Source organism: Pseudomonas sp. RHF3.3-3, assembly GCF_048069595.1.
Classification (GTDB): Bacteria; Pseudomonadota; Gammaproteobacteria; order Pseudomonadales; family Pseudomonadaceae; genus Aquipseudomonas; species Aquipseudomonas fuscovaginae_B.
The window spans coordinates 6,367,948-6,387,004 of the sequence record NZ_CP182250.1 but is presented as its reverse complement, the minus strand read 5'-3'; the positions used below and the strand labels follow the sequence as shown (position 1 = coordinate 6,387,004).

Annotated in this window: 14 protein-coding genes and 1 pseudogene; 5 read left to right on the top strand and 10 right to left on the bottom strand. The window is 64.6% G+C overall.

Annotated features, from left to right (window positions below; translation table 11 throughout):
• Positions 1-3 precede the first annotated feature (3 nt).
• From ACMGT0_RS28055 to ACMGT0_RS28030, 6 genes are all read right to left on the bottom strand, one after another.
• A complete protein-coding gene (locus tag ACMGT0_RS28055; RefSeq protein WP_054058413.1) occupies positions 4-657 on the bottom strand; it encodes a DedA family protein in 654 nt (217 codons plus the stop codon).
• Positions 658-937: 280 nt separating this feature from the next.
• Positions 938-1,396, bottom strand: coding sequence for a GNAT family N-acetyltransferase (locus ACMGT0_RS28050; RefSeq protein WP_054058412.1), 459 nt, complete (start codon positions 1,394-1,396; stop codon positions 938-940).
• Between the two features lie 107 nt (positions 1,397-1,503).
• Complete coding sequence (gene eutC / locus ACMGT0_RS28045; RefSeq protein WP_416770655.1) at positions 1,504-2,334, bottom strand: ethanolamine ammonia-lyase subunit EutC; 831 nt, start codon at positions 2,332-2,334, stop codon at positions 1,504-1,506.
• Entirely contained in the window at positions 2,331-3,725 is a 1,395-nt protein-coding gene (locus tag ACMGT0_RS28040; RefSeq protein WP_054059794.1) for an ethanolamine ammonia-lyase subunit EutB, read from the bottom strand. The genes eutC and ACMGT0_RS28040 overlap by 4 nt, the downstream gene beginning before the upstream one ends.
• A gap of 138 nt (positions 3,726-3,863) precedes the next feature.
• Entirely contained in the window at positions 3,864-5,234 is a 1,371-nt protein-coding gene (gene eat / locus ACMGT0_RS28035; RefSeq protein ID WP_054059793.1) for an ethanolamine permease, read from the bottom strand.
• 223 nt (positions 5,235-5,457) lie between these two features.
• Positions 5,458-6,978, bottom strand: coding sequence for an aldehyde dehydrogenase family protein (locus tag ACMGT0_RS28030; RefSeq protein ID WP_054059792.1), 1,521 nt, complete (start codon positions 6,976-6,978; stop codon positions 5,458-5,460).
• Between the two features lie 400 nt (positions 6,979-7,378).
• Here ACMGT0_RS28030 and ACMGT0_RS28025 point away from each other — a divergent pair, with 400 nt between their 5' ends.
• Positions 7,379-9,310, top strand: a complete 1,932-nt coding sequence (locus ACMGT0_RS28025; RefSeq protein ID WP_416770653.1) for a sigma-54-dependent Fis family transcriptional regulator — start codon at positions 7,379-7,381, stop codon at positions 9,308-9,310.
• A 124-nt stretch (positions 9,311-9,434) separates the two neighbouring features.
• On the opposite strand, the gene ACMGT0_RS28020 is transcribed toward ACMGT0_RS28025, so the two are convergent.
• Entirely contained in the window at positions 9,435-10,139 is a 705-nt protein-coding gene (locus tag ACMGT0_RS28020; protein ID WP_416773572.1) for a methyl-accepting chemotaxis protein, read from the bottom strand.
• A gap of 198 nt (positions 10,140-10,337) precedes the next feature.
• A pseudogene (locus ACMGT0_RS28015) lies at positions 10,338-11,222 on the bottom strand (methyl-accepting chemotaxis protein); the annotation flags it as partial.
• A gap of 563 nt (positions 11,223-11,785) precedes the next feature.
• Between ACMGT0_RS28015 and ACMGT0_RS28010 the strand changes: the two are divergent.
• Together ACMGT0_RS28010 and ACMGT0_RS28005 are read left to right on the top strand one after the other, a co-directional pair.
• Positions 11,786-12,460 (top strand): histidine phosphatase family protein, encoded by a 675-nt coding sequence (locus tag ACMGT0_RS28010; protein WP_416770651.1) that lies wholly within the window; start codon positions 11,786-11,788, stop codon positions 12,458-12,460.
• A gap of 128 nt (positions 12,461-12,588) precedes the next feature.
• Complete coding sequence (locus ACMGT0_RS28005) at positions 12,589-12,924, top strand: hypothetical protein (RefSeq protein WP_054062516.1); 336 nt, start codon at positions 12,589-12,591, stop codon at positions 12,922-12,924.
• A gap of 59 nt (positions 12,925-12,983) precedes the next feature.
• Here the strand turns inward: ACMGT0_RS28005 and ACMGT0_RS28000 are convergent, their stop codons facing one another.
• Complete coding sequence (locus tag ACMGT0_RS28000) at positions 12,984-14,438, bottom strand: ArnT family glycosyltransferase (protein WP_416770649.1); 1,455 nt, start codon at positions 14,436-14,438, stop codon at positions 12,984-12,986.
• 141 nt (positions 14,439-14,579) lie between these two features.
• Positions 14,580-16,406: a gamma-glutamyltransferase gene (ggt, locus tag ACMGT0_RS27995; RefSeq protein ID WP_416770647.1), complete on the bottom strand. Its 1,827-nt coding sequence runs from the start codon at positions 16,404-16,406 to the stop codon at positions 14,580-14,582.
• Between the two features lie 188 nt (positions 16,407-16,594).
• Between ggt and ACMGT0_RS27990 the strand changes: the two genes are divergently transcribed.
• Both ACMGT0_RS27990 and ACMGT0_RS27985 read left to right on the top strand, forming a co-directional pair.
• A complete protein-coding gene (locus tag ACMGT0_RS27990; protein ID WP_416773570.1) occupies positions 16,595-18,235 on the top strand; it encodes a hypothetical protein in 1,641 nt (546 codons plus the stop codon).
• Positions 18,236-18,329: 94 nt separating this feature from the next.
• A complete protein-coding gene (locus ACMGT0_RS27985) occupies positions 18,330-19,037 on the top strand; it encodes a dienelactone hydrolase family protein (RefSeq protein ID WP_273821518.1) in 708 nt (235 codons plus the stop codon).
• The last annotated feature ends 20 nt before the right edge of the window (positions 19,038-19,057 follow it).

Here is a 19,057-nt window from a genome sequence, read left to right as displayed (position 1 = left end):
GTTTCAGTGGGTCTCGGCCTTGGAAGCACCGCCAAAACGGCTGCGCAGCACGCCGATGATCATCGGCACCAGCGACAGCAGGATGATGAAGACCACCAGCAGCGACAGGTTCTTCTTGATGAACGGTACGTTGCCGAAGAAGTAGCCGAGGGTCACCAGGCCGCCGACCCAGAGCACGGTGCCCAGCACGCTGAAGGCGAAGAACCGCGCATAGGGCATCTTGCCGACGCCGGCGACGAAGGGGGCGAAGGTCCGCAGGATCGGCAGGAAGCGCGCCAGGGTCACGGTCTTGCCGCCGTGGCGATCGTAGAAGTCGTGGGTCTTGTGCAGGTAGTCGCGGCGGAAGATCTTCGAGTTCGGGTTGCTGAAAAGCTTTTCGCCCGCCGTGCGGCCAATGATGTAGTTGGTGCTGTCACCGAGGATTGCCGCCAGCATCAGCAGCCCGCCCAGCAACACCGGGTCCATGCCGCCGCCGGCCGCGACGGCACCGGCGATGAACAGCAGCGAGTCGCCCGGCAGGAAGGGCATCACCACCAGGCCGGTTTCGCAGAAGATCACCAGAAACAGGATGGCGTAGATCCATGGCCCGTAATTGTTCACCAGCATGTCGAGGTACACATCGAGATGCAGGATTAGGTCCAGCGGGTTGAAATCCATGGGTGGCACCTGTGTTGACGGTCTGAATCGGCAGACCTGCGCAAAAAATGGACACGTAGTTAACTACATCGAATGTAGTTTTTTCGTACATTGATTTGAAATCGGGATTATAAGAGTTGGAGAGGATTCTGCTTGCAGAGTTTGTAGCGAGGGATGTCTTGCGCCGGCCCTGCGAATGAGCCGGTGCTGGGCTTGGTGCCCTCTTCGCGGATAAACCGGGACGCCGGCGTTCCGGTTTATCCGCGAAGAGGGCGCCGCAGGATTTTGAGAGGACGGCCGGTCAGTCGTCGCTGATCGGCAGCACGTAGTTCTTGAACTCGGTGTCTTCGCGAAAACCGATGGACTCGTAGGTCTTCTGTGCCACCTTGTTGTCGCTGCTGGTGGACACCCGCAACCGCACGGCATGGGTCTCGCGGGCCATCTTCTTCGCCGTGCGCATCAGGTTGTCGGCCACCAGTTGGCGCCGGGCGTCCTCGGCCACGTAAATGTCGTTGAGAATCCACACGCGCTTGAGCGACAGCGAGGAAAAGCTCGGGTAGAGCTGGCAGAAACCCAGCAGCTTCTTGTCGTCATCATCCGCCAACGCCAGGTAGATCACCGACTCCTTGCGGCGCAGGCGCTTTTCCAGAAAGCTGCGCGATGAATCGGGAAGGGGCAGTGAACCGTAGAATTCACGGTATTTGACGAACAGGGGCGTCAACAGGTCCAGATGTTCCAGGGTCGCTTGAGTAATCCGCATAGATCAGGCCTCAACTTCGTGGATATGACGGCAAACGGTTCACTCTCTCGGGCAGCCGCTACGCCGATGCTGCCCAAAGCCTGGGAAAAGAGCAATCCGGATGACCTTCAATCCCGGGGGGAGCCCAGTAGGAAGTTGCCGCTTGAGTGGACATCCGATTCGCTTTCCAGTGTTTGCACTTGGGCCTCGTCCTTGAGATTGACCCCCGACAGCTGTCGGCGGCAGGCTTCTTTCAGCAGGTACAGCAGTTTATGGGCGGCCAGGCCGTAACTCATGCCCTCCAGCCGGACATTGGAGATGCAGTTGCGGTAGGCGTCAGTCAGGCCGACCTTTGGATTATAGGTGAAATACAGCCCCAGGCTGTCCGGAGAGCTCAAGCCCGGGCGTTCGCCGATCAGGATCACCACCATTTTCGCGCCCAGCAGCTCGCCGATCTCGTCGGCGACGGCGACGCGGCCCTGTTCCACCAGGATCACCGGCGACTGTGACCAGCCTTCGGCTGCCAGCTGTTCTTCCAGGCGGGTGAGGAACGGCACGGTATGCCGATGCACGGCCAGCGCCGACAGCCCGTCGGCGACGACGATCGCCAGGTCGACCCCGCCCGTATGGGCCTGGGCATAGTCGCGCAGTTGCCGGGCCGAGGCGTCGTTGAGCCTGCGGCCCAGGTCCGGGCGTTGCAGGTAGCTGTGGCGGTCATCGGCGGCGCTGTGCAGCAGCAGGGTTTCCCGCCCGCGCTCGGCCAGTTGGCTGGCGAGCCCGGCGTGGTCGAAGGGCAGGTGCACGGCATCGCGGGCCTGCGCGTGGGCGAACTGGAAGTCCAGTTGCGCGCGGGTCGGCAGGCTGGTGCCGGTGCGGCCCAGGGCGATCCGCGCCGGGGTCAGGCGGCGCAGTTGCAGCCAGGGGTTGTCGCTGTCGATCTCGTTGCCCATGTCGTTCATCCTAGCTGCTCCAGGGCCTGGCGGAAGGCCGGGGGCAGGTTGCTGCCGAAGCGTACCTTGCCGTCGGCCTGGGTGAAGATGCCCATCTTCGCCAGCCACTGCTCGAACTCCGGCGCAGGCTTCAGGCCCAGGGTCTGCCGGGCGTAGAGGGCGTCGTGGAACGAGGTGGTCTGGTAGTTGAGCATGATGTCGTCGGAGCCGGGAATGCCCATGATGAAGTTGATCCCGGCCACGCCGAGCAGGGTCAGCAGGGTGTCCATGTCGTCCTGGTCGGCTTCGGCATGGTTGGTGTAGCAGATATCGCAGCCCATCGGGACGCCCAGCAGCTTGCCGCAGAAGTGGTCCTCCAGGCCGGCGCGGATGATCTGCTTGCCGTTGTACAGGTATTCCGGGCCGATGAAGCCGACCACGGTGTTGACCAGAAACGGCTTGAAGTGCCGGGCCACGGCGTAGGCGCGGGTCTCGCAGGTCTGCTGGTCGACGCCGAAGTGGGCGTTGGCCGACAGCGCGCTGCCCTGGCCGGTCTCGAAATACATCAGGTTCTGCCCGAGGGTGCCGCGATTGAGGCTCAGCCCGGCGTCGTAGCCTTCCTGGAGGATTTTCAGGCTGATGCCGAAGCTGGCGTTGGCCGCCTCGGTGCCGGCGATGGACTGGAACACCAGGTCCAGCGGCACTCCACGGTTGATCGCCTCGATGGAGGTGGTGACGTGGGTCAGCACGCAGGCCTGGGTGGGGATTTCGTAGCGTTTGATCACCGCGTCGAGCATGTTCAGCAGGTCGCAGATCGAACTCAGGCTGTCGGTGGCCGGGTTGATGCCGATCATGGCGTCGCCGTTGCCGTAGAGCAGGCCGTCGAGCACGCTGGCGGCGATGCCGGCCGGGTCGTCGGTGGGGTGGTTGGGCTGCAGGCGGGTCGACAGTCGGCCGCGCAGGCCCAGGGTGCCGCGGAATTTCGTCACCACGCGGATCTTCTGGGCCACCAGCACCAGGTCCTGCACGCGCATGATCTTCGAGACCGCGGCGGCCATTTCCGGGGTCAGCCCCGGAGCCAGGGCGCGCAGGCTCTGTTCGTCGGCGGCATCGCTGAGCAGCCAGTCGCGCAGGCCGCCGACGGTCAGGTGGCTGACGGCGGCGAAGGCCTGCTTGTCATGGGTGTCGACGATCAGCCGGGTGACTTCGTCGGACTCATAGGGGATCAGCATTTCCTCGAGGAAATGCTTGAGGGGAATGTTGGCCAGAGCCATCTGGGCCGCGACGCGTTCGCCGTCGTTCTGCGCGGCGACACCGGCGAGAAAGTCCCCGGAACGGGCGGGACTGGCCTTGGCCATGACCTCCCTGAGGCTGTCGAAGCGATAGGTCTGGGCGCCGACGGAATGGGCGAATGTGGCCATGGGGCGGTGTCCTCCTGAACCCTGGTTATCGATGACTCTACCCTGTCTTGCCCAAAACTGGCGTACGACAGCGGCTCCTGCGGGGCGTGGTGTTTTTTGTTCCGTGGCGGGGCTTGGCATGCCCCGCCCTGGTGCAACTCAGTTACCGGTGAGCATAGCGTCCGTTGGCGCTTGCGAGCGCTGGCTGGCGGTCAACTGGAAGTAGATGAACCCCGCCACCATGAAACCCAGGAAAATCAGGCCGATCAGGGTGTTGAACCAGGCCATCGCCACCAGGCAGACCAGGGCCAATGCAAGGGCGATGCCGGGGACCAGCGGGTAGCCCGGCGCGCGGAAGGTCCGTTCTAGGTTCGGCTCGCTGCGGCGCAGCTTGAACAGGCTGAGCATACTGATGATGTACATGACGATGGCGCCGAATACCGACATGGTGATCATCGCCGCCGTCAGGCTCAGGCCCTGCAGGTTGACCAGCCCGTCGCTGTAGATCGCCGCGATGCCGACCACTCCGCCGGCGAGGATCGCCCGGTGGGGCGTCTGGAAGCGCGACAGCTTGGCCAGCGACTGCGGCAGGTAGCCGGCCCGGGCCAGGGCGAAGAACTGGCGCGAGTAGCCGAGGATGATCCCGTGGAAGCTCGCCACCAGGCCGAACAGGCCGATCCACACCAGCATGTGCATCCAGGTCGAGTTGTTGCCGACCACCGCCTTCATCGCCTGGGGCAGCGGGTCGTTGATGTTCGACAGCTGGCGCCAGTCGCCGACGCCGCCGGCCATCACCATCACGCCGATGGCCAGGAACACCAGGGTCAGGATGCCGCTGACATAGGCTTTGGGAATGGTCCGTTTCGGGTCCTTGGCTTCCTCGGCGGCCATGGCCGCGCCCTCGATGGCGAGGAAGAACCAGATGGCGAAGGGGATCGCCGCGAAGATGCCGGGAACCGCGTCAAGGCTGAAGGTGCTCGACCCCGACCAGCCATTGAGGACGAAGTTGCTGAAGCTGAAGCCCGGCGCGACCACGCCCATGAACACCAGCAGTTCGGCCACGGCCAGCACGGTGACCACCAGTTCGAAGGTGGCGGCGATGCTGACGCCGAGGATGTTCAGGGTCATGAAGACGAGATAGGCGCCCACGGCGGCGATCTTCGGATCGAGGCCGGGATACTGCACGTTGAGGTAGGCTCCGATGGCCATGGCGATCGCCGGTGGAGCGAAGACGAATTCGATCAGGGTGGCGATGCCGGCGATCAGCCCGCCTTTTTCGCCGAAAGCCCGGCGGCTGTAGGCAAAGGGGCCGCCGGCGTGGGGAATGGCGGTGGTGAGTTCGGTGAAACTGAAGATGAAGCAGGTGTACATGGTCGCCACCAGCAGGGCGGTGACGAGGAAACCCAGGGTTCCGGCGGTACCCCAGCCATAACTCCAGCCGAAGTATTCACCGGAAATCACCAGGCCGACCGCGATACCCCACAGGTGTAGGGTGCCGAGGGTCGGTTTGAGTTCGGTTTGGGTTGTCATAAGTCCTCGCTTGTCTTTCTTATTGTTTGGTTGTTGGACTTTCGGGTGTCGATTTGCTGTACAGCGCGCACGCAGGGCCCGTAGCGGGGCAGCCAGAGGTTATGGGGTGTCAGGGGGCCTGTTCGCGGGCAAGCCCGGCTCCTACAGTGGGGTGTCGTCCCCGGGATGGTGTTTCACATGAACCTGTAGGAGCGTGGCTTGCCCACGAAGGCGGTTTCAGGGTTTAGAAGAACCCGAGCGGATTGATGTCATAGCTCACCAGCAGGTTCTTGGTCTGCTGGTAGTGGTCGAGCATCATCTTGTGGGTTTCACGGCCGACGCCGGACTTCTTGTAGCCACCGAAGGCGGCGTGTGCCGGGTACAGGTGATAGCAGTTGGTCCACACGCGACCGGCCTTGATCCCGCGGCCGACGCGGTAGGCGCGGTTGATGTCGCGGGTCCACAGGCCGGCACCGAGGCCGAACTCGGTGTCGTTGGCGATCGCCAGGGCTTCGGCCTCGTCCTTGAAGGTGGTGATGCTCACCACCGGGCCGAAGATTTCCTCCTGGAACACGCGCATCTTGTTGTTGCCCTTGAGCAGCGTCGGCTGGATGTAGTAGCCGCTGGCCAGGTCGCCGTCGAGTTTCTGCACCTGGCCGCCGGTCAGCAGTTGGGCGCCTTCCTTCTTGGCGATTTCCAGGTACGAGAGGATCTTGTCGAACTGCTGCTCGGAGGCCTGGGCGCCGACCATGGTGTCGGTGTCCAGCGGGTCGCCGCGCTTGATCTGCTCGACCTTCTTCATCACCGCCTGCATGAATTCGTCGTAGATCGACTCCTGCACCAGCGCCCGGGATGGGCAGGTGCACACTTCACCCTGGTTGAAGAATGCCAGTACCAGGCCTTCGGCGGCTTTCTCGATGAAGCTCGGCTCGGCCTGCATGATGTCTTCGAAGAAGATGTTCGGCGACTTGCCGCCCAGCTCCACGGTGGACGGAATGATGTTCTCGGCGGCGCACTTCATGATGTGCGAACCGACCGGGGTCGAGCCGGTGAAGGCGATCTTGGCGATGCGCTTGCTGGTGGCCAGGGCTTCGCCGGCCTCCTTGCCGAAACCGTGCACCACGTTCAGTACGCCGGGAGGCAGCAGGTCGCCGATCAGTTCCAGCAGCACGCAGATGCCCAGCGGGGTCTGCTCGGCGGGCTTGAGCACCACGCAGTTGCCGGCGGCCAGGGCCGGGGCGAGTTTCCAGGCGGCCATCAGCAGCGGGAAGTTCCACGGGATGATCTGGCCGACCACGCCCAGTGGCTCATGGATGTGATAGGCCACGGTGTTGCCGTCGATCTCGGCGGCGCTGCCTTCCTGGGCGCGCAGGCAGCCGGCGAAGTAGCGGAAGTGGTCGGCGGCCAGCGGGATGTCGGCGTTGAGGGTTTCGCGCACGGCCTTGCCGTTGTCCCAGGTTTCGGTGATCGCCAGGGTTTCCAGGTTCTGTTCGATGCGGTCGGCGATTTTCAGCAGGATCAGCGAACGGGCCTGCACCGAGGTGCTGCCCCAGGCATCGGCGGCGGCATGGGCGGCGTCGAGGGCCTTGTCGATATCCTTGGCGTTGGAGCGGGGGAACTCGGCGATGGGCTTGCCGTTCACCGGCGAGGTGTTGGTGAAGTACTGGCCGTCGACGGGCGCGACGAATTCGCCATTGATGTAGTTGCCATACTTGGCCTTGAACGAAACGATGGCGCCGGCAGTACCAGGGTGGGCATAACGCATGGTGAGTGTCTCCTTGGCTTTTGTGCTTATTAGGGAGTACGCGGTTTAGCGTCTGACAAGCGTAGAGCAAAGGTCGGGCCAGTGCGTTGAAAGCGCTCTATGTCGGGGCCCGGTCTGGTTGGAATGACACGTGGGCCGCCGGGTTGTGACACGGCTGGTACAGTCGGGGGTGACACTTTGTAACGCCTGTGGCACAGCCCATGACTCATCGGTCGCGGGGCGATTGCAATGCTCGCCGTGCAGGAGGATGCTGGGCGTTGAAGTCGAACGTGCTGCGGGGCCTGGCGCCCTGGGCCACGCTTGATGGCCTATTCGCGGGCAAGCCCGCTCCCGCACAATCCGGCTCCCGGAGTGGTTGTGGGGGAGAGGCCATCCCTGGACGGGGGGAGAACAATAAGAAATGCAGAACAACCATCTGAGTCGTCACGCCCGGCAGGTGCTCACCGTGACCCAGGGCAAGGCCCTGAGCGGCGGCCCGGGCAGTGATCCATCGATCGCCCGTTCCTGGCTGCGTTGCCTGGAGGATTACCACCTCGACCCTTCGTTGAGCATCGCCCCCACCGTGCTCGAACACGGTCGCCTGCTGGAAAGCCGCGAGCGCCTGCGCCAGGTACTGCAGATTGCCGGCAACGAGATGACCAGCCTGCACCAGCAGTTGTCCGGCGCCGGTCACGCAGTGCTGCTGACCGATGCCCGCGGGGTGATCCTCAACTGTGTCACCGCGCCGTCCGAGCGCAAGATCTTCGAGCGCGCCGGGCTCTGGCTCGGCGCCGACTGGAGCGAAGCCTGCGAAGGCACCAACGGCATCGGCACCTGCGTGGTGGAGCGCCAGGCGCTGACCATTCACCAGGACGAACACTTTCGCGGCCGTCATACCGGGCTGACCTGCTCGGCCAGCCCGGTGTTCGATCCCCAGGGCGAGCTGCTGGCGGTGCTGGATGTTTCCTCGGCCCGCCCGGATGTGTCCCGGCAGAGCCAGTTCCATACCATGGCGCTGGTGAACCTGTCGGCAAAGATGATCGAGAGCTGCTATTTCCTGCGGCATTACGACCAGCACTGGTTGCTGCGTTTTCATCTGCAGGCCGAATCCGTCGGCCTGTTCAGCGAGGGGCTGCTGGCGTTCGACGGTGAAGGGCGGATCTGCGCGGTCAACCAGAGTGCGCTGAACCTGCTCGGGTTTGGCCGCGGCGGTTTGCTCGGGCAGCCGGTTGAGGCGTTTTTCGATTGTTCGCTGGATGAGCTGCTCGGCCGCGCCAGTACCCAGGCCAGCGCCAGTTGGCCCTTGCGGACCCGCGATGGCCGCAGCCTGTTCGCGGTGCTGCGTGGCCAGCCGCGCAGCGTGCCCAGGCCGTTGGTGCCGGCGGCGGTGGCGGTCGGGCGGGTCGCTGCGGCGGACATCTGCCTGGACGACGAGACCCTGCAGAGCGATTTTCGCAAGGCCTTGCGGGTGTTCGAGCGTGATGTGCCGCTGTTGATCAACGGCGAAACCGGCTCGGGCAAGGAGGCGTTCGCCAAGGCGGTGCACCAGTCCAGCCAGCGCGCCGACAAGCCGTTTGTCGCGCTCAACTGCGCGGCGATTCCGGAAAGCCTGATCGAGAGCGAACTGTTCGGCTATCGCGGCGGCAGCTTTACCGGCGCGCGCAAGGAAGGCATGCGCGGCAAGTTGCAACAGGCCGATGGCGGCACGCTGTTCCTCGACGAGATCGGCGACATGCCGCTGGCATTGCAGACCCGCCTGCTGAGGGTGCTGGAGGACCGGCAGGTGGTGCCGATCGGCGGTGAGCCGGAGGCGGTCAACGTGCGGATCATCAGCGCGACCCATCGCCATCTGTTGGAGCGGGTGCAGAACGGTGGTTTCCGCGAGGACCTGTATTACCGGCTCAACGGCCTGGAAATCGCTCTGCCGGCCTTGCGCGAGCGCAGCGACAAGTCCCGGTTGCTGGATTTCCTGCTGGCGCAGGAGGCGGCGGGGCAGGGGGTATCGATCGATGCGGCGGCGCGTCAGGCCCTGCTGGGGTTTGCCTGGCCGGGGAACGTTCGGCAGTTGCGCACGGTACTGCGTACCCTGGTGGCGCTGTGCGAGGACGGTCGGATCGGCGTGGCGGATCTGCCGACGATGATTCGCCAGGCGCGGCCGCTGGTCGAGGATGTGCCGGCTGAACCGGCTGGCGCGCATCCGCTGGAAGACGCCGAGCGGTTGGCGCTGCTCAATGCGCTGGAGCAGCAGCGTTGGCATATGACCAACACGGCCGGGCAGCTCGGAGTCAGTCGCAACACCCTGTACAGAAAGCTGCGCAAGCACGGGATCGCCCGCCAGGGGCGGAGCCTGTGAGCAACCCCTCTCACCGTCTTGAGAGGGATTTCAGGGGTGGGCAAGGCTGACAGGCCTTTTCGCGGGCCTGGCCCAGAACCCGGGTGTCACCCACAGGCCTGGTCCAGGTACCGTTCCGATCCGCTCAGACCCGGAAGTGGCTGACCATCGTCTGCAACTGGCTGCCCAGGCGTGCCAGCTCGACGCTGGAGGCGGCCGTCTCGTCGCTTGCGGCCGCCGTCTGCTCGCAGACATCGCGAACGTTGATGATGCTGCGGCTGATCTCTTCGGCCACCGCGCTCTGCTCCTCGGCCGCCGCGGCGATCTGCTGGTTCATCGACTGGATGTTCGACACCGTGCGGGTGATGTTTTCCAGCGAAACCCCGGCCTTGCGGGTCAGCTCGACGCTGCTGTCGGTCAGCGAGCGGCTGTTGTTCATCACGGTTGCCACCTGCTGCGTGCCGCTCTGCAGGGCCGCCACCAGGCCTTCGATTTCCTCGGTGGACTTCTGGGTGCGCTGGGCCAGGCCGCGAACCTCGTCGGCGACCACGGCAAAACCACGACCGGCTTCACCGGCACGGGCGGCTTCGATGGCAGCGTTGAGCGCCAGCAGGTTGGTCTGTTCGGCCACGGCCTTGATCACGTCCATCACGCTGCCGATCTTGTCGCTTTCCTGCTGCAGCACGGTCATGGCTTCGGTCGAGCGCACCACTTCAGTCGCCAGGCGTTCGATCTGGGCGATGGCTTCGCCGACCACCCGGTCACCGGCACGGGCTTCGCCGTCCGCGGCGGAGGCTGCCGTCGAAGCCTGTTCGGCGTTACGCGCCACTTCCTGCACGGTGGCGGTCATTTCGTGCATGGCGGTGGCCACCTGGTCGGTCTCGACCTTCTGGCTATTGGCCCCGGCGCTGGTCTGGCTGGTGACTGCCGACAATTGTTCGGCGGCGCTGGCGATCTGGGTCACGCCATCGCGAATGCCGCTGATCAGGTCACGCAGGGTCGCGCCCATGCGCTGGATGCCCTGTTGCAGCACGCCCAGTTCGTCCCGGCGGGTGACCACCAGGTTGTGGGTCAGGTCGCCGGAGGCGATGCGTTCCACCACGCCCAGGGTTTGCTGGATCGGGCGGGTGATCTGGCGGGTGATGACCACGGCGGCGAGGATGCCGAACAGCAGCGCGAGCAGGGTGCTGCCCAATTGCAGGCTGCGGGCCTGGGCGCTTTCGCTGTCACGACGGTCCAGTTGGATCTGGTACAGCTGCTCGCTGAGGGCGACGATGCTGTTGCCCTGGTCGGTCATTTCCTTGCGGGCCTGCACGACATCGTTGTTGGCCTGCTTGTACGCCAGCACGGCCGTACGGTAGTTGGCCAGGCCGGTTTCCAGCTGTTGCAGTTCGCTCTGCTGGCTGCTGCTGAAATGCTCGGCCAGTTGTTTGAGGCCGGCAATCGTTTCGTTCAGCTGATTGGCAGCCTTCTGTTCGGTTTCCGGGTTACTGTTGCCGGTGTAGCCACGCACTTCGTAGCGGGTCAGCAGGAATTGTTCCTTGGCGCGGATGATGGCCTGGAAGCGCTCGAAGCGGTTGTCCTCGCCTGGAGCCATCTGCAGCACGTTGTCGTGGATCGTGGCGATCAGTTTCTGCACGACTTCGGCCGTCTCGCTCATGCTCTGGCGGGCGCCGTTACCGGTGCGGTAGGCCTCGCGCATCTTGTTCAGCGACTGTTGGTAGGCGGTGATGGTCGCCGCCTGCTCCTTGAGCAGCTTGACGTTTTCCGGGCTCTTGAAGCTGTTGAGCAGTTTCTGCTGCTGGACGATGAACGCGTCGAGGTTGACCTGCACGTTCTGCGCGGCGGTTTCGTCGCCGTTGGTCAGCATGTATTGCAGCCGGGCCACACGCAGTTTGGTCAGCGAGGCGTTGAGCTGGGTGATGTCGCTCATCCAGTTGCTGCGGTCGATCAGACCGCCCAGGCTGGTCCAGCCGGTCAGCGCCAGGATCGTGGTCAGCGCCAGGACCAGGCCGAAGCCCAGGCCCAGTTTCAGATTGACGCTGATATTGCCAAACCAGCTATTCATTGAATTCCTCCAGTAACTTGGTGTTGCTTGCTCATCGGGTGGCTGGAAGGTGTTGTTATTGGTGCCAGCTGAATTTGTTCGTAAGGGCTGTATCGGCGGGAAAGCCGATAGCTGAAAGGTTTTTCTCGGGGAAGGTGTTTCACCAATTGTAACTTCTTGCAGGAGATTCGGATGTTTCGAGGGTGTTTACGTTTCGTCAGGGGCGTTCAGCCAGGCCGGATCGAGGTCGGCGATTGAGGAATTTTTCACATTCCTTTCACCGCGACGCGACCTTCACGAACCTAGGCTCTGTGTTCGAATGAGTTTGCAGCAGGCAGGGAAGCGGTTTCTCCAGCGGCAGTCAAGCCCGAGGCTCAGTTGTCATTTTTGTGCTGTAGCGTCGCCGACATTGCCTACTCAACCGGCCTTTTTCGCAGAGGCAGCCGAACGTGGAATCAAGACTGCCGTATAGCTGGTTGAAGCGCTCGTTCGAACTGAACCGCCTCGTCCGGTACCGGAACGCCCTGCTGGTATCGCTGGCAGCGCTGCTCGTCATTCCGCTGACGCTGGTGATGTTGCGGCCCGCTGCCGTTGTCGATCTGGCCCAGGCTGGCAATGATAGCGCGATGGCGCTGACTGCGGGGTGGGCCAGGGGCGAAATGGTGGTGCTGGTGCGCCATGTCGAGCGTTGCGACCGCTCCAGGGCGCCCTGCCTGGCGGAGCCGGACGGCATCACCGATCGCGCTCGCGACGTGGCGGTGGCGTTGGGCGCGCGCTTCGAAAGGCTCGGCCTGTCCCGAACGGATATCTATAACAGCCCGTTGACCCGTGCCGTGCAGACCTCCGCCTACATGTTCAACCACGCCAGCAGCACCCAGGACTGGCTGTTCAATTGCCGCAAGACCCTGCTGCGCGACATTCGCCGCTACAAGGTGCCGGGGCGCAACCTGGTGCTGGTCACCCACAGCGAATGCATGGGGGCACTGGAAGACGCCATGAATTTCTCCATGCCGTCGCCAGGCTACGGGCTGGCGCTGTTCCTGACCGAGCATTCGGCCAGCCAGGCGCCGAAGGTGATGGGTTATATCGAAGCCCCGGACTGGCCGCAGGTGTTCAAGCCCTAGGGCAACGCCGAGAATCGCCAGGCCCAGACCACATGGCACTCGATGAAGCATTTGAGTTTGCCGCTATCCCCTTTACAGTACGCGTCCCCGGGAAATGACTCCCGGGGTTTTTCCCATGGAGTTATCCCTTGAAATACGCGAGCAAAATCGCCGCTTCCCTGCTGGTTACCCTGGCGCTGGGCGGTTGCACCGGCACGGCGATGAAAACCCGGCAGCTGGACAGCAACCAGTACACCGTGGTCGGTCACAGCGAAGCGACCGCTACCGGCATGCTGCTGTTCGGATTCATCCCGATCCGCCAGAACGACCGTTTCGTCCGTGCCCAGACTGCTGCCATCCAGGCCAAGGGCGGTGACGCACTGATCAACACCCAGGTCCAGGAAAACTGGTTCTGGGCCTGGGTCCTGACCGGCTACACCACCAAGGTGTCCGGCGACGTGGTCAAGCTGAAGAACGTTCAGTAAGTACCCGCCCCATGAAAAACGGCGCTCAAGGAGCGCCGTTTTTTTATGCCCATGAGTGTTCAGCGGGTGTAGAAGTAGTAAGTGCGCTTGCCGCCGATGGTGACGGTGGCCAGTACCTTGTGCGAGGCATCGGGTTGCTGGTTCTGGGCCACGGCGACGTTGTCCGGCGAGGCCTGCAGGAACGCGTCCAACTGCTCCTGGGTTTGTACCACCGCTTGTTGGCGCTGGGTGTAGAACACGGTCGAGGCCAGGCGTTCGTCCGGCTGGTATAGCGCGACCTGCTTGCCGCTGGCCTGCAGGGCGATGACCTGGTCGGTCACCGGCTTGAACGAGGTGTTGCGGTCGGCCAGCGGCGCCCGCCAGGCGGCCACCAGATAACCGCAGACGACCACGGCCAGCAGCGCCGCAGCCAGCGGGCGGCGCTTGTCGACCAGTTGGCGGCTGAGCGTGGAGGTGGCGGAGCGCCGACGCAGCCAGGCGAGAACCACCGCGCTGTATTCGGCGGCGATGATAGCGGCGGCGGGCGCCATGGACACCATGTACACCATGCGCTTGCTCGAGGCCAGGGTCAGCAGGGTGAACTGGGCCAGGAACCAGACGCTGGCGAACAGCAGGTGGCGTTTGCGCACCAGCTCCTTGCGCAGGTGCCAGAGCCCCAGGTACACCAGCAGATTCCAGGGCAGGAACGCCTCCGGCAACTTGGTGAAGTAATAGTAGAAGGGCTCGTAGTGGCCGGCCGCAGTGAACGAGCCGCTGAAGCGGCCGACACTGTTGGCCCAGAGCACTTCACGGACAGCATCCGCGCCGCCCTGCCCGTATAGCAGTTTCAGCCAGATCAGCAGCGGGATCAGCCCCACCAGGGTGAACAGTGCCGGGCGCAGCCAGTTGCCGAGGCTGAAGCGCCGGTCGAGCAGGCTCTCGCTGACCAGATAGAAGAAAATCACCACACCCGGCAGGGCCAGCCCCAGTACGCCCTTGGTCAGGGTCGCGATCGCGATGCCGAGCATGAACACCAGCCAGCTCCCCAGGGTGGCGGCCTGGCGCTTGCGCTGCTCATTGGCCTGGAAAAAGGCGAACAGCGCCAGCGATACGCCGAGGCTGAGAATGGCGTCCTCACCGACCTGGCGGGCATTGCCCAGGTAGCTGGCCATGGTCATCAGCATTGCGGCGGCGGCCCAGGCCAACAGGGTGGGGCGGCCGATCCTGCGCATGAAACCGTAGAGCGCCAGCACCGTGAACAGCCCGGCGAACGCCGAGGCCAGGCGCACCGCCAGGGGCGTGCCGCCCAGCAGTTTGATCGCCGTGGCATCGAGCCAGAGGCTCAGCGGGGGTTTTTCCAGGAACGGGTCGCCCAGCAGGCGCGGGGTGATCCAGTCGTTGTTCAGGTGCATTTCCATGGCGATCCCGGCCACCCGGGATTCGGTGGAACCCTGCAACTCATGGTTGCCCAGGGCAAAGAAGAACAGCAGGCAGCCAAGCAGGAACAGCAGGATAACGGGACGTGTCGTGCGCATGGGGATACCGGGGAAAGGAAAGTCGGCCCTGAGGCCTCCAGATGACCCGGCACTATACGGAGGAATATCTTAATAAATTGTGAATGACTGTGTAGCGGGCCCGGCAACGGTGGCGAGCGGGCCCGCCACCGTCCTTGCGCGTCAGTCGCCCAGCGCCTCGCCTTCGCGCCGCGGGTCGGCGCCACCGGCCCAGGACGTACGGCCCTGGGCATCACGCACGCGCATGATCGCCTGGGTGCCGCTGGTCATTTCCAGTTCGTTGACCTCATGCCCCTGCTGCTTCAGCGTGTCGATCAGTTGTGGCGAGAACAGGCCGGGCTCCAGCTCGGTCGGGCCGTTGCGGCTGCCGAAGTTGGGCAGGTTGATCGCGGCCTGCGGGTCGAGCTGCCAGTCCAGCAGGCCGACCAGGGTCTTGGCCACGTACTCGATGATCTGCGAGCCACCGGGCGAGCCGACGGTACCGAGGAATTCGCCATTCTGGCGATCGAACACCAGGGTCGGCGCCATCGACGAGCGCGGGCGCTTGCCCGGTTCGACGCGGTTGGCCACCGGCTTGCCGTTTTCGCTGGGGATGAAGGAGAAGTCGGTCAGCTGGTTGTTGAGGATGAAGCCCTCGACCATCAGGTGCGAACCGAACGAGCTTTCCACCGTGGTGGTCATGGACACCGCGCTGCCCTGGTCATCCACGGCGACGATCTGCGAGGTGGAGATGCGCAGGGGCGAGCGGTCGGGGGCCAGGGCCACCTGCACGCCGTTCGGTACGCCGGGTTCGGCCTTGCCCAGGCTGCGTTCGCTGATCAGCCGGGCGCGCTGGGCCTGGTACGCCGGGTCGATCAGGCCGGCCACCGGTACCGGGACGAAATCGCTGTCGGCCACGTACAGGCCGCGGTCGGCATAGGCCAGCCGTTCGGCCTCGGCGATCAGGTGCACGGCCTCCGGGCGGGGTTCCAGGCCGGCGGCGGTCGACGTTTTCAGGGGCGGTAGTGCCGGCAGCGCCCAGCGCTTGTCGCGGGCCTCCAACGCCTGCAGCGTGCCGAAGATCTGCGCGATGGCGATCGCCCCGGAGGAGGGCGGTGGCATGCCGCAGAGTTTCCATTGCTTGTAGTCGGAGCAGATCGGCGTGCGCTCCTTGGCCTGGTAGCCCTGCAGGTCGGCCAGCGACAGGCTGCCGGGGTTGGCGCTGCCATTGACCGCGGCGACGATCTCCTCGGCGATGCGGCCTTTGTACAACGCGTCGCTGCCTTCGTTGGCGATACGCTTGAGCACCGCGGCCAACGCCGGGTTCTTCAGTACCGTGCCGACCGCTTTCGGGCGGCCATCCGCGTCCAGGAAGTAGGCGGCCATGGCCGGCGATTTCGGCAGGAACGGGCTGGCGGCGATCTGCTTGTGCAGGCGTGGCGAAATCGGGAAACCCTGCTCGGCCAGGCGGATCGCCGGCTCGAACAGCTTGGCCCAGGGCAGCCGACCGTTGCTGCGGTGGGCCAGTTCCAGGGCACGCATCACGCCGGGTGTGCCGACCGAGCGGCCGCCGATCTGTGCCTGGGTGAAGGCCATCGGGGTGCCGTCGGCGTTCAGGAACAGTTTTTCGTTGGCCCCGGCCGGAGCAGTTTCGCGGCCGTCGTAGGCGTGTACCTGCCGGCCGTCCCAGACCATGATGAAGGCGCCGCCACCGATCCCGGTGGCCTGCGGCTCGACCAAGGTCAGCACGGCCTGCATCGCGATGGCCGCGTCCACGGCGGAGCCGCCCTGGCGCAGGATCTCGCGCCCGGCTTCGGCGGCCAGCGGGTTGGCGGCGGCGGCCATGTGCTTGCTCGCCTGCCGGGTGAGCAGGCCGCTGCGATAGCCGGTGCCAATCTCCGGGGCGTCGGGCAGGGCCTTGGCCTGGCTCGGGGCGCTGAACAGGGCCAGCGAAAGGGCGAAAGTCAGGGTACGAAGGGACTGGTGGCGGAGAGTGATTCTGGAGTGCACTGCGTAGGCTCCTACCTTGGACTGACTGGGGACTATAGAGGGTGCCAAGGGCCGGGGGTAGCACAACCTGCCGAGAAGGATTCCCAGTCACGCGGGTTCTGGCCTTCGTTCAGGCAGCATTCAGTGCCCCCCACGGCACCATTAGGGTTTGCCCGTCCACCCTGTTGTTGCGGATGAGTCGTATGCCGATGGCCCACGAAAAACGCCTTAGCCTCGAATCGTTGTCGATCTTCCTGGTCGCCCTGCTGCTCTTCACCCTTGGCATCTGGGACCAGACGGCCCAGGGGTTCGACGGCCGCTGGTGGCTGTTCCTCGAGGAAATGTTCCGTCATGGTCCGGGCTTTTTCGCCACGACCTATGGCGAGCCCTATCCCGATTACCCGGGCACCGCGACTTTCCTGAGCTACCTGTTCGCCCGGCTGTTCGGCGCGCCGAACCACCTGGCCAACGTCATGCCGACGGCGCTGGCCTCGGCGGGCGTGCTGGCGATGATCTACCGGCTGCTGGCGCCATCGGGGCGCACCTGGGCGCTGCTGACGGTGCTGCTGACCGCGCTGACGACGCAACTGCTGGAGAAGTCGCGCTCGGTGTGCCTGGACCAGATGACCTCGCTGTTGTGCCTGGCCTGCTTCTACCTGCTGCACACCGGCGAACGCCTCGGTTCGCGGCTGCGGCAATACGCGGTGTTCCCGCTGTTCGTGCTGGGCTTCGTCATTCGCGGGCCGCTGGGGCTGATCGAGGTCTGTGGCGTGGCCTGTGTCTACTGGGCCATGGGCGTTTGCCGGTCGCGGGCCGAGACGCTGCGGGTCGTGCGCAGGGTGTTGGGCTACGGCGTGGTCGGCCTGCTGTTGCTGGCGGCCTGCTGGTGGGCGCTGATGAGCCTGGCCCGGCTGAGCGGTGGCGAGGACTTCGCCAGGCAGGTCTACACCATGCAGATCGGCGGGCGCCTGGGGGACAGTGGCGAGCCGTTCTTCTTCTACTTCCAGCTCAGCCTGTACCGCTACTTCCCGGTGGTACCGCTGGCGCTGGCAACGCTGATCGCGCTGCGCCACACATGGGCGCAGCGTGACCACGATGATGAGGTGCAACTGGCCCTGCGACTAGGGGCCTGTGGCCTGATGATTCTGCTGGGCTTGTCGGTGCCGCACTTCAAGCGAGCCTATTACATCCTGCCGATGGTGCCGATGTTCGCGGCGGTGGCGGCCTATGGGTTGCTGAACGCGCACGGTTGGCTGGTGGGTGTGCGGCGTTTTTATACCGGGTTGGTGGCGTTGCTGCCGGGGCTGGGGATTGTCGTGGTGTTCGTCCTGCACCATTCCTGGCTCAAGCATGGGTTCTGGCCGCAGGTGTCGGTGCCGTTGCTGGGGGGCGTGCTGGTGGTGCTGCAGGTGCTCGCCGCCAGGCTCTGGCTGAAGCCATCCGCCGAACCGGGGCGGCGCCTGGTACTGCTCAGCCTGATCGCCCTGGCGGCCCAGTGGCTGCTGCTGGTGAAGGTGGTCGAGCCGGCCAAGGACCTGGAATTCGACACCCGGGGCTTCGTTGGCCCGGTGGAGCACCTGCGTGCGACGAATCCGGGGCCGCTGGTGTTCCTCAATCTGGGCCAGGACACCTGGGCGGTGCGCTACATGATGAACCTGGGCCACGACGAGAAGCCGCTGTTCATCGCGGCCAGGAATGCGCCCAGCCTGGATTCGCTGCCGCGCCCGGCCTGGGTGATCCTGTCGCGCAAGGAGCAGAACCTGCTGGCGGGCACCTCGCTGGAGAAGGCGGAGCCGGCGTTCGAAGGGCGCTTCAACGGCAATCCCTGCCTGGTGTTCGAGCTGAAGTAAGGGACAGCCTTCGTTCAAATAGTGCTCGCCAAGGCCGGGACATGGGGCTTTAATCGGGTCCGATTCCATTCAACCCGATTCGAGGTGACGAGCCATGTCCCAAGCAAACAACCCGGTCAGCTTCAAACGCCCGGACGGCCGCGAAGTCAGCGGCTACCTGGCCCGCCCGGCCAAGCTGGAAGGTGCCCCGGCCATCGTGGTCATCCAGGAGTGGTGGGGCCTGAACGACCAGATCCGCGGTGTCGCCGATCGCCTGGCGGCCAGCGGTTACCTGGCGCTGGTGCCGGACCTGTACCGTGGCGAGTCCACGGTGGAAGAGGAAGAAGCCCACCACCTGATGAGCAAGCTCGACTTCGCCGAAGCGGTGAGCCAGGACATCCGTGGCGCGGTGCAGTACCTGGGCGGCTACACGAAGAACATCGGCGTGACCGGCTTCTGCATGGGGGGCGCGCTGACCCTGCTGTCGCTGAATGCGATCCCCGAGCTGACCGCTGGCGTGGTCTGGTACGGCTTCCCGCCGCTGGAATACCTCGACGCCTCGGCAATCAAGGCGCCGCTGCTTGGCCACTGGGCGACCCAGGACCTGTTCTTCGCAATCGAGACCGTCGATGCCCTGGAAGCCAAGCTGCATGAGGCCGGCGTCGATGCCACCTTCCACCGCTACCTGGCCCACCATGCCTTCGCCAACGAAACCGCCGTGGGCCCTGGTCGTATCGCCGGCACCCAGTTCGACCCGGTGTGGTCGCAACTGGCCTGGGACCGCACCCTGACGTTCTTCGGCAAGACCCTTTGGCAGAATTGATCCCTTGGCACTGATCGTTC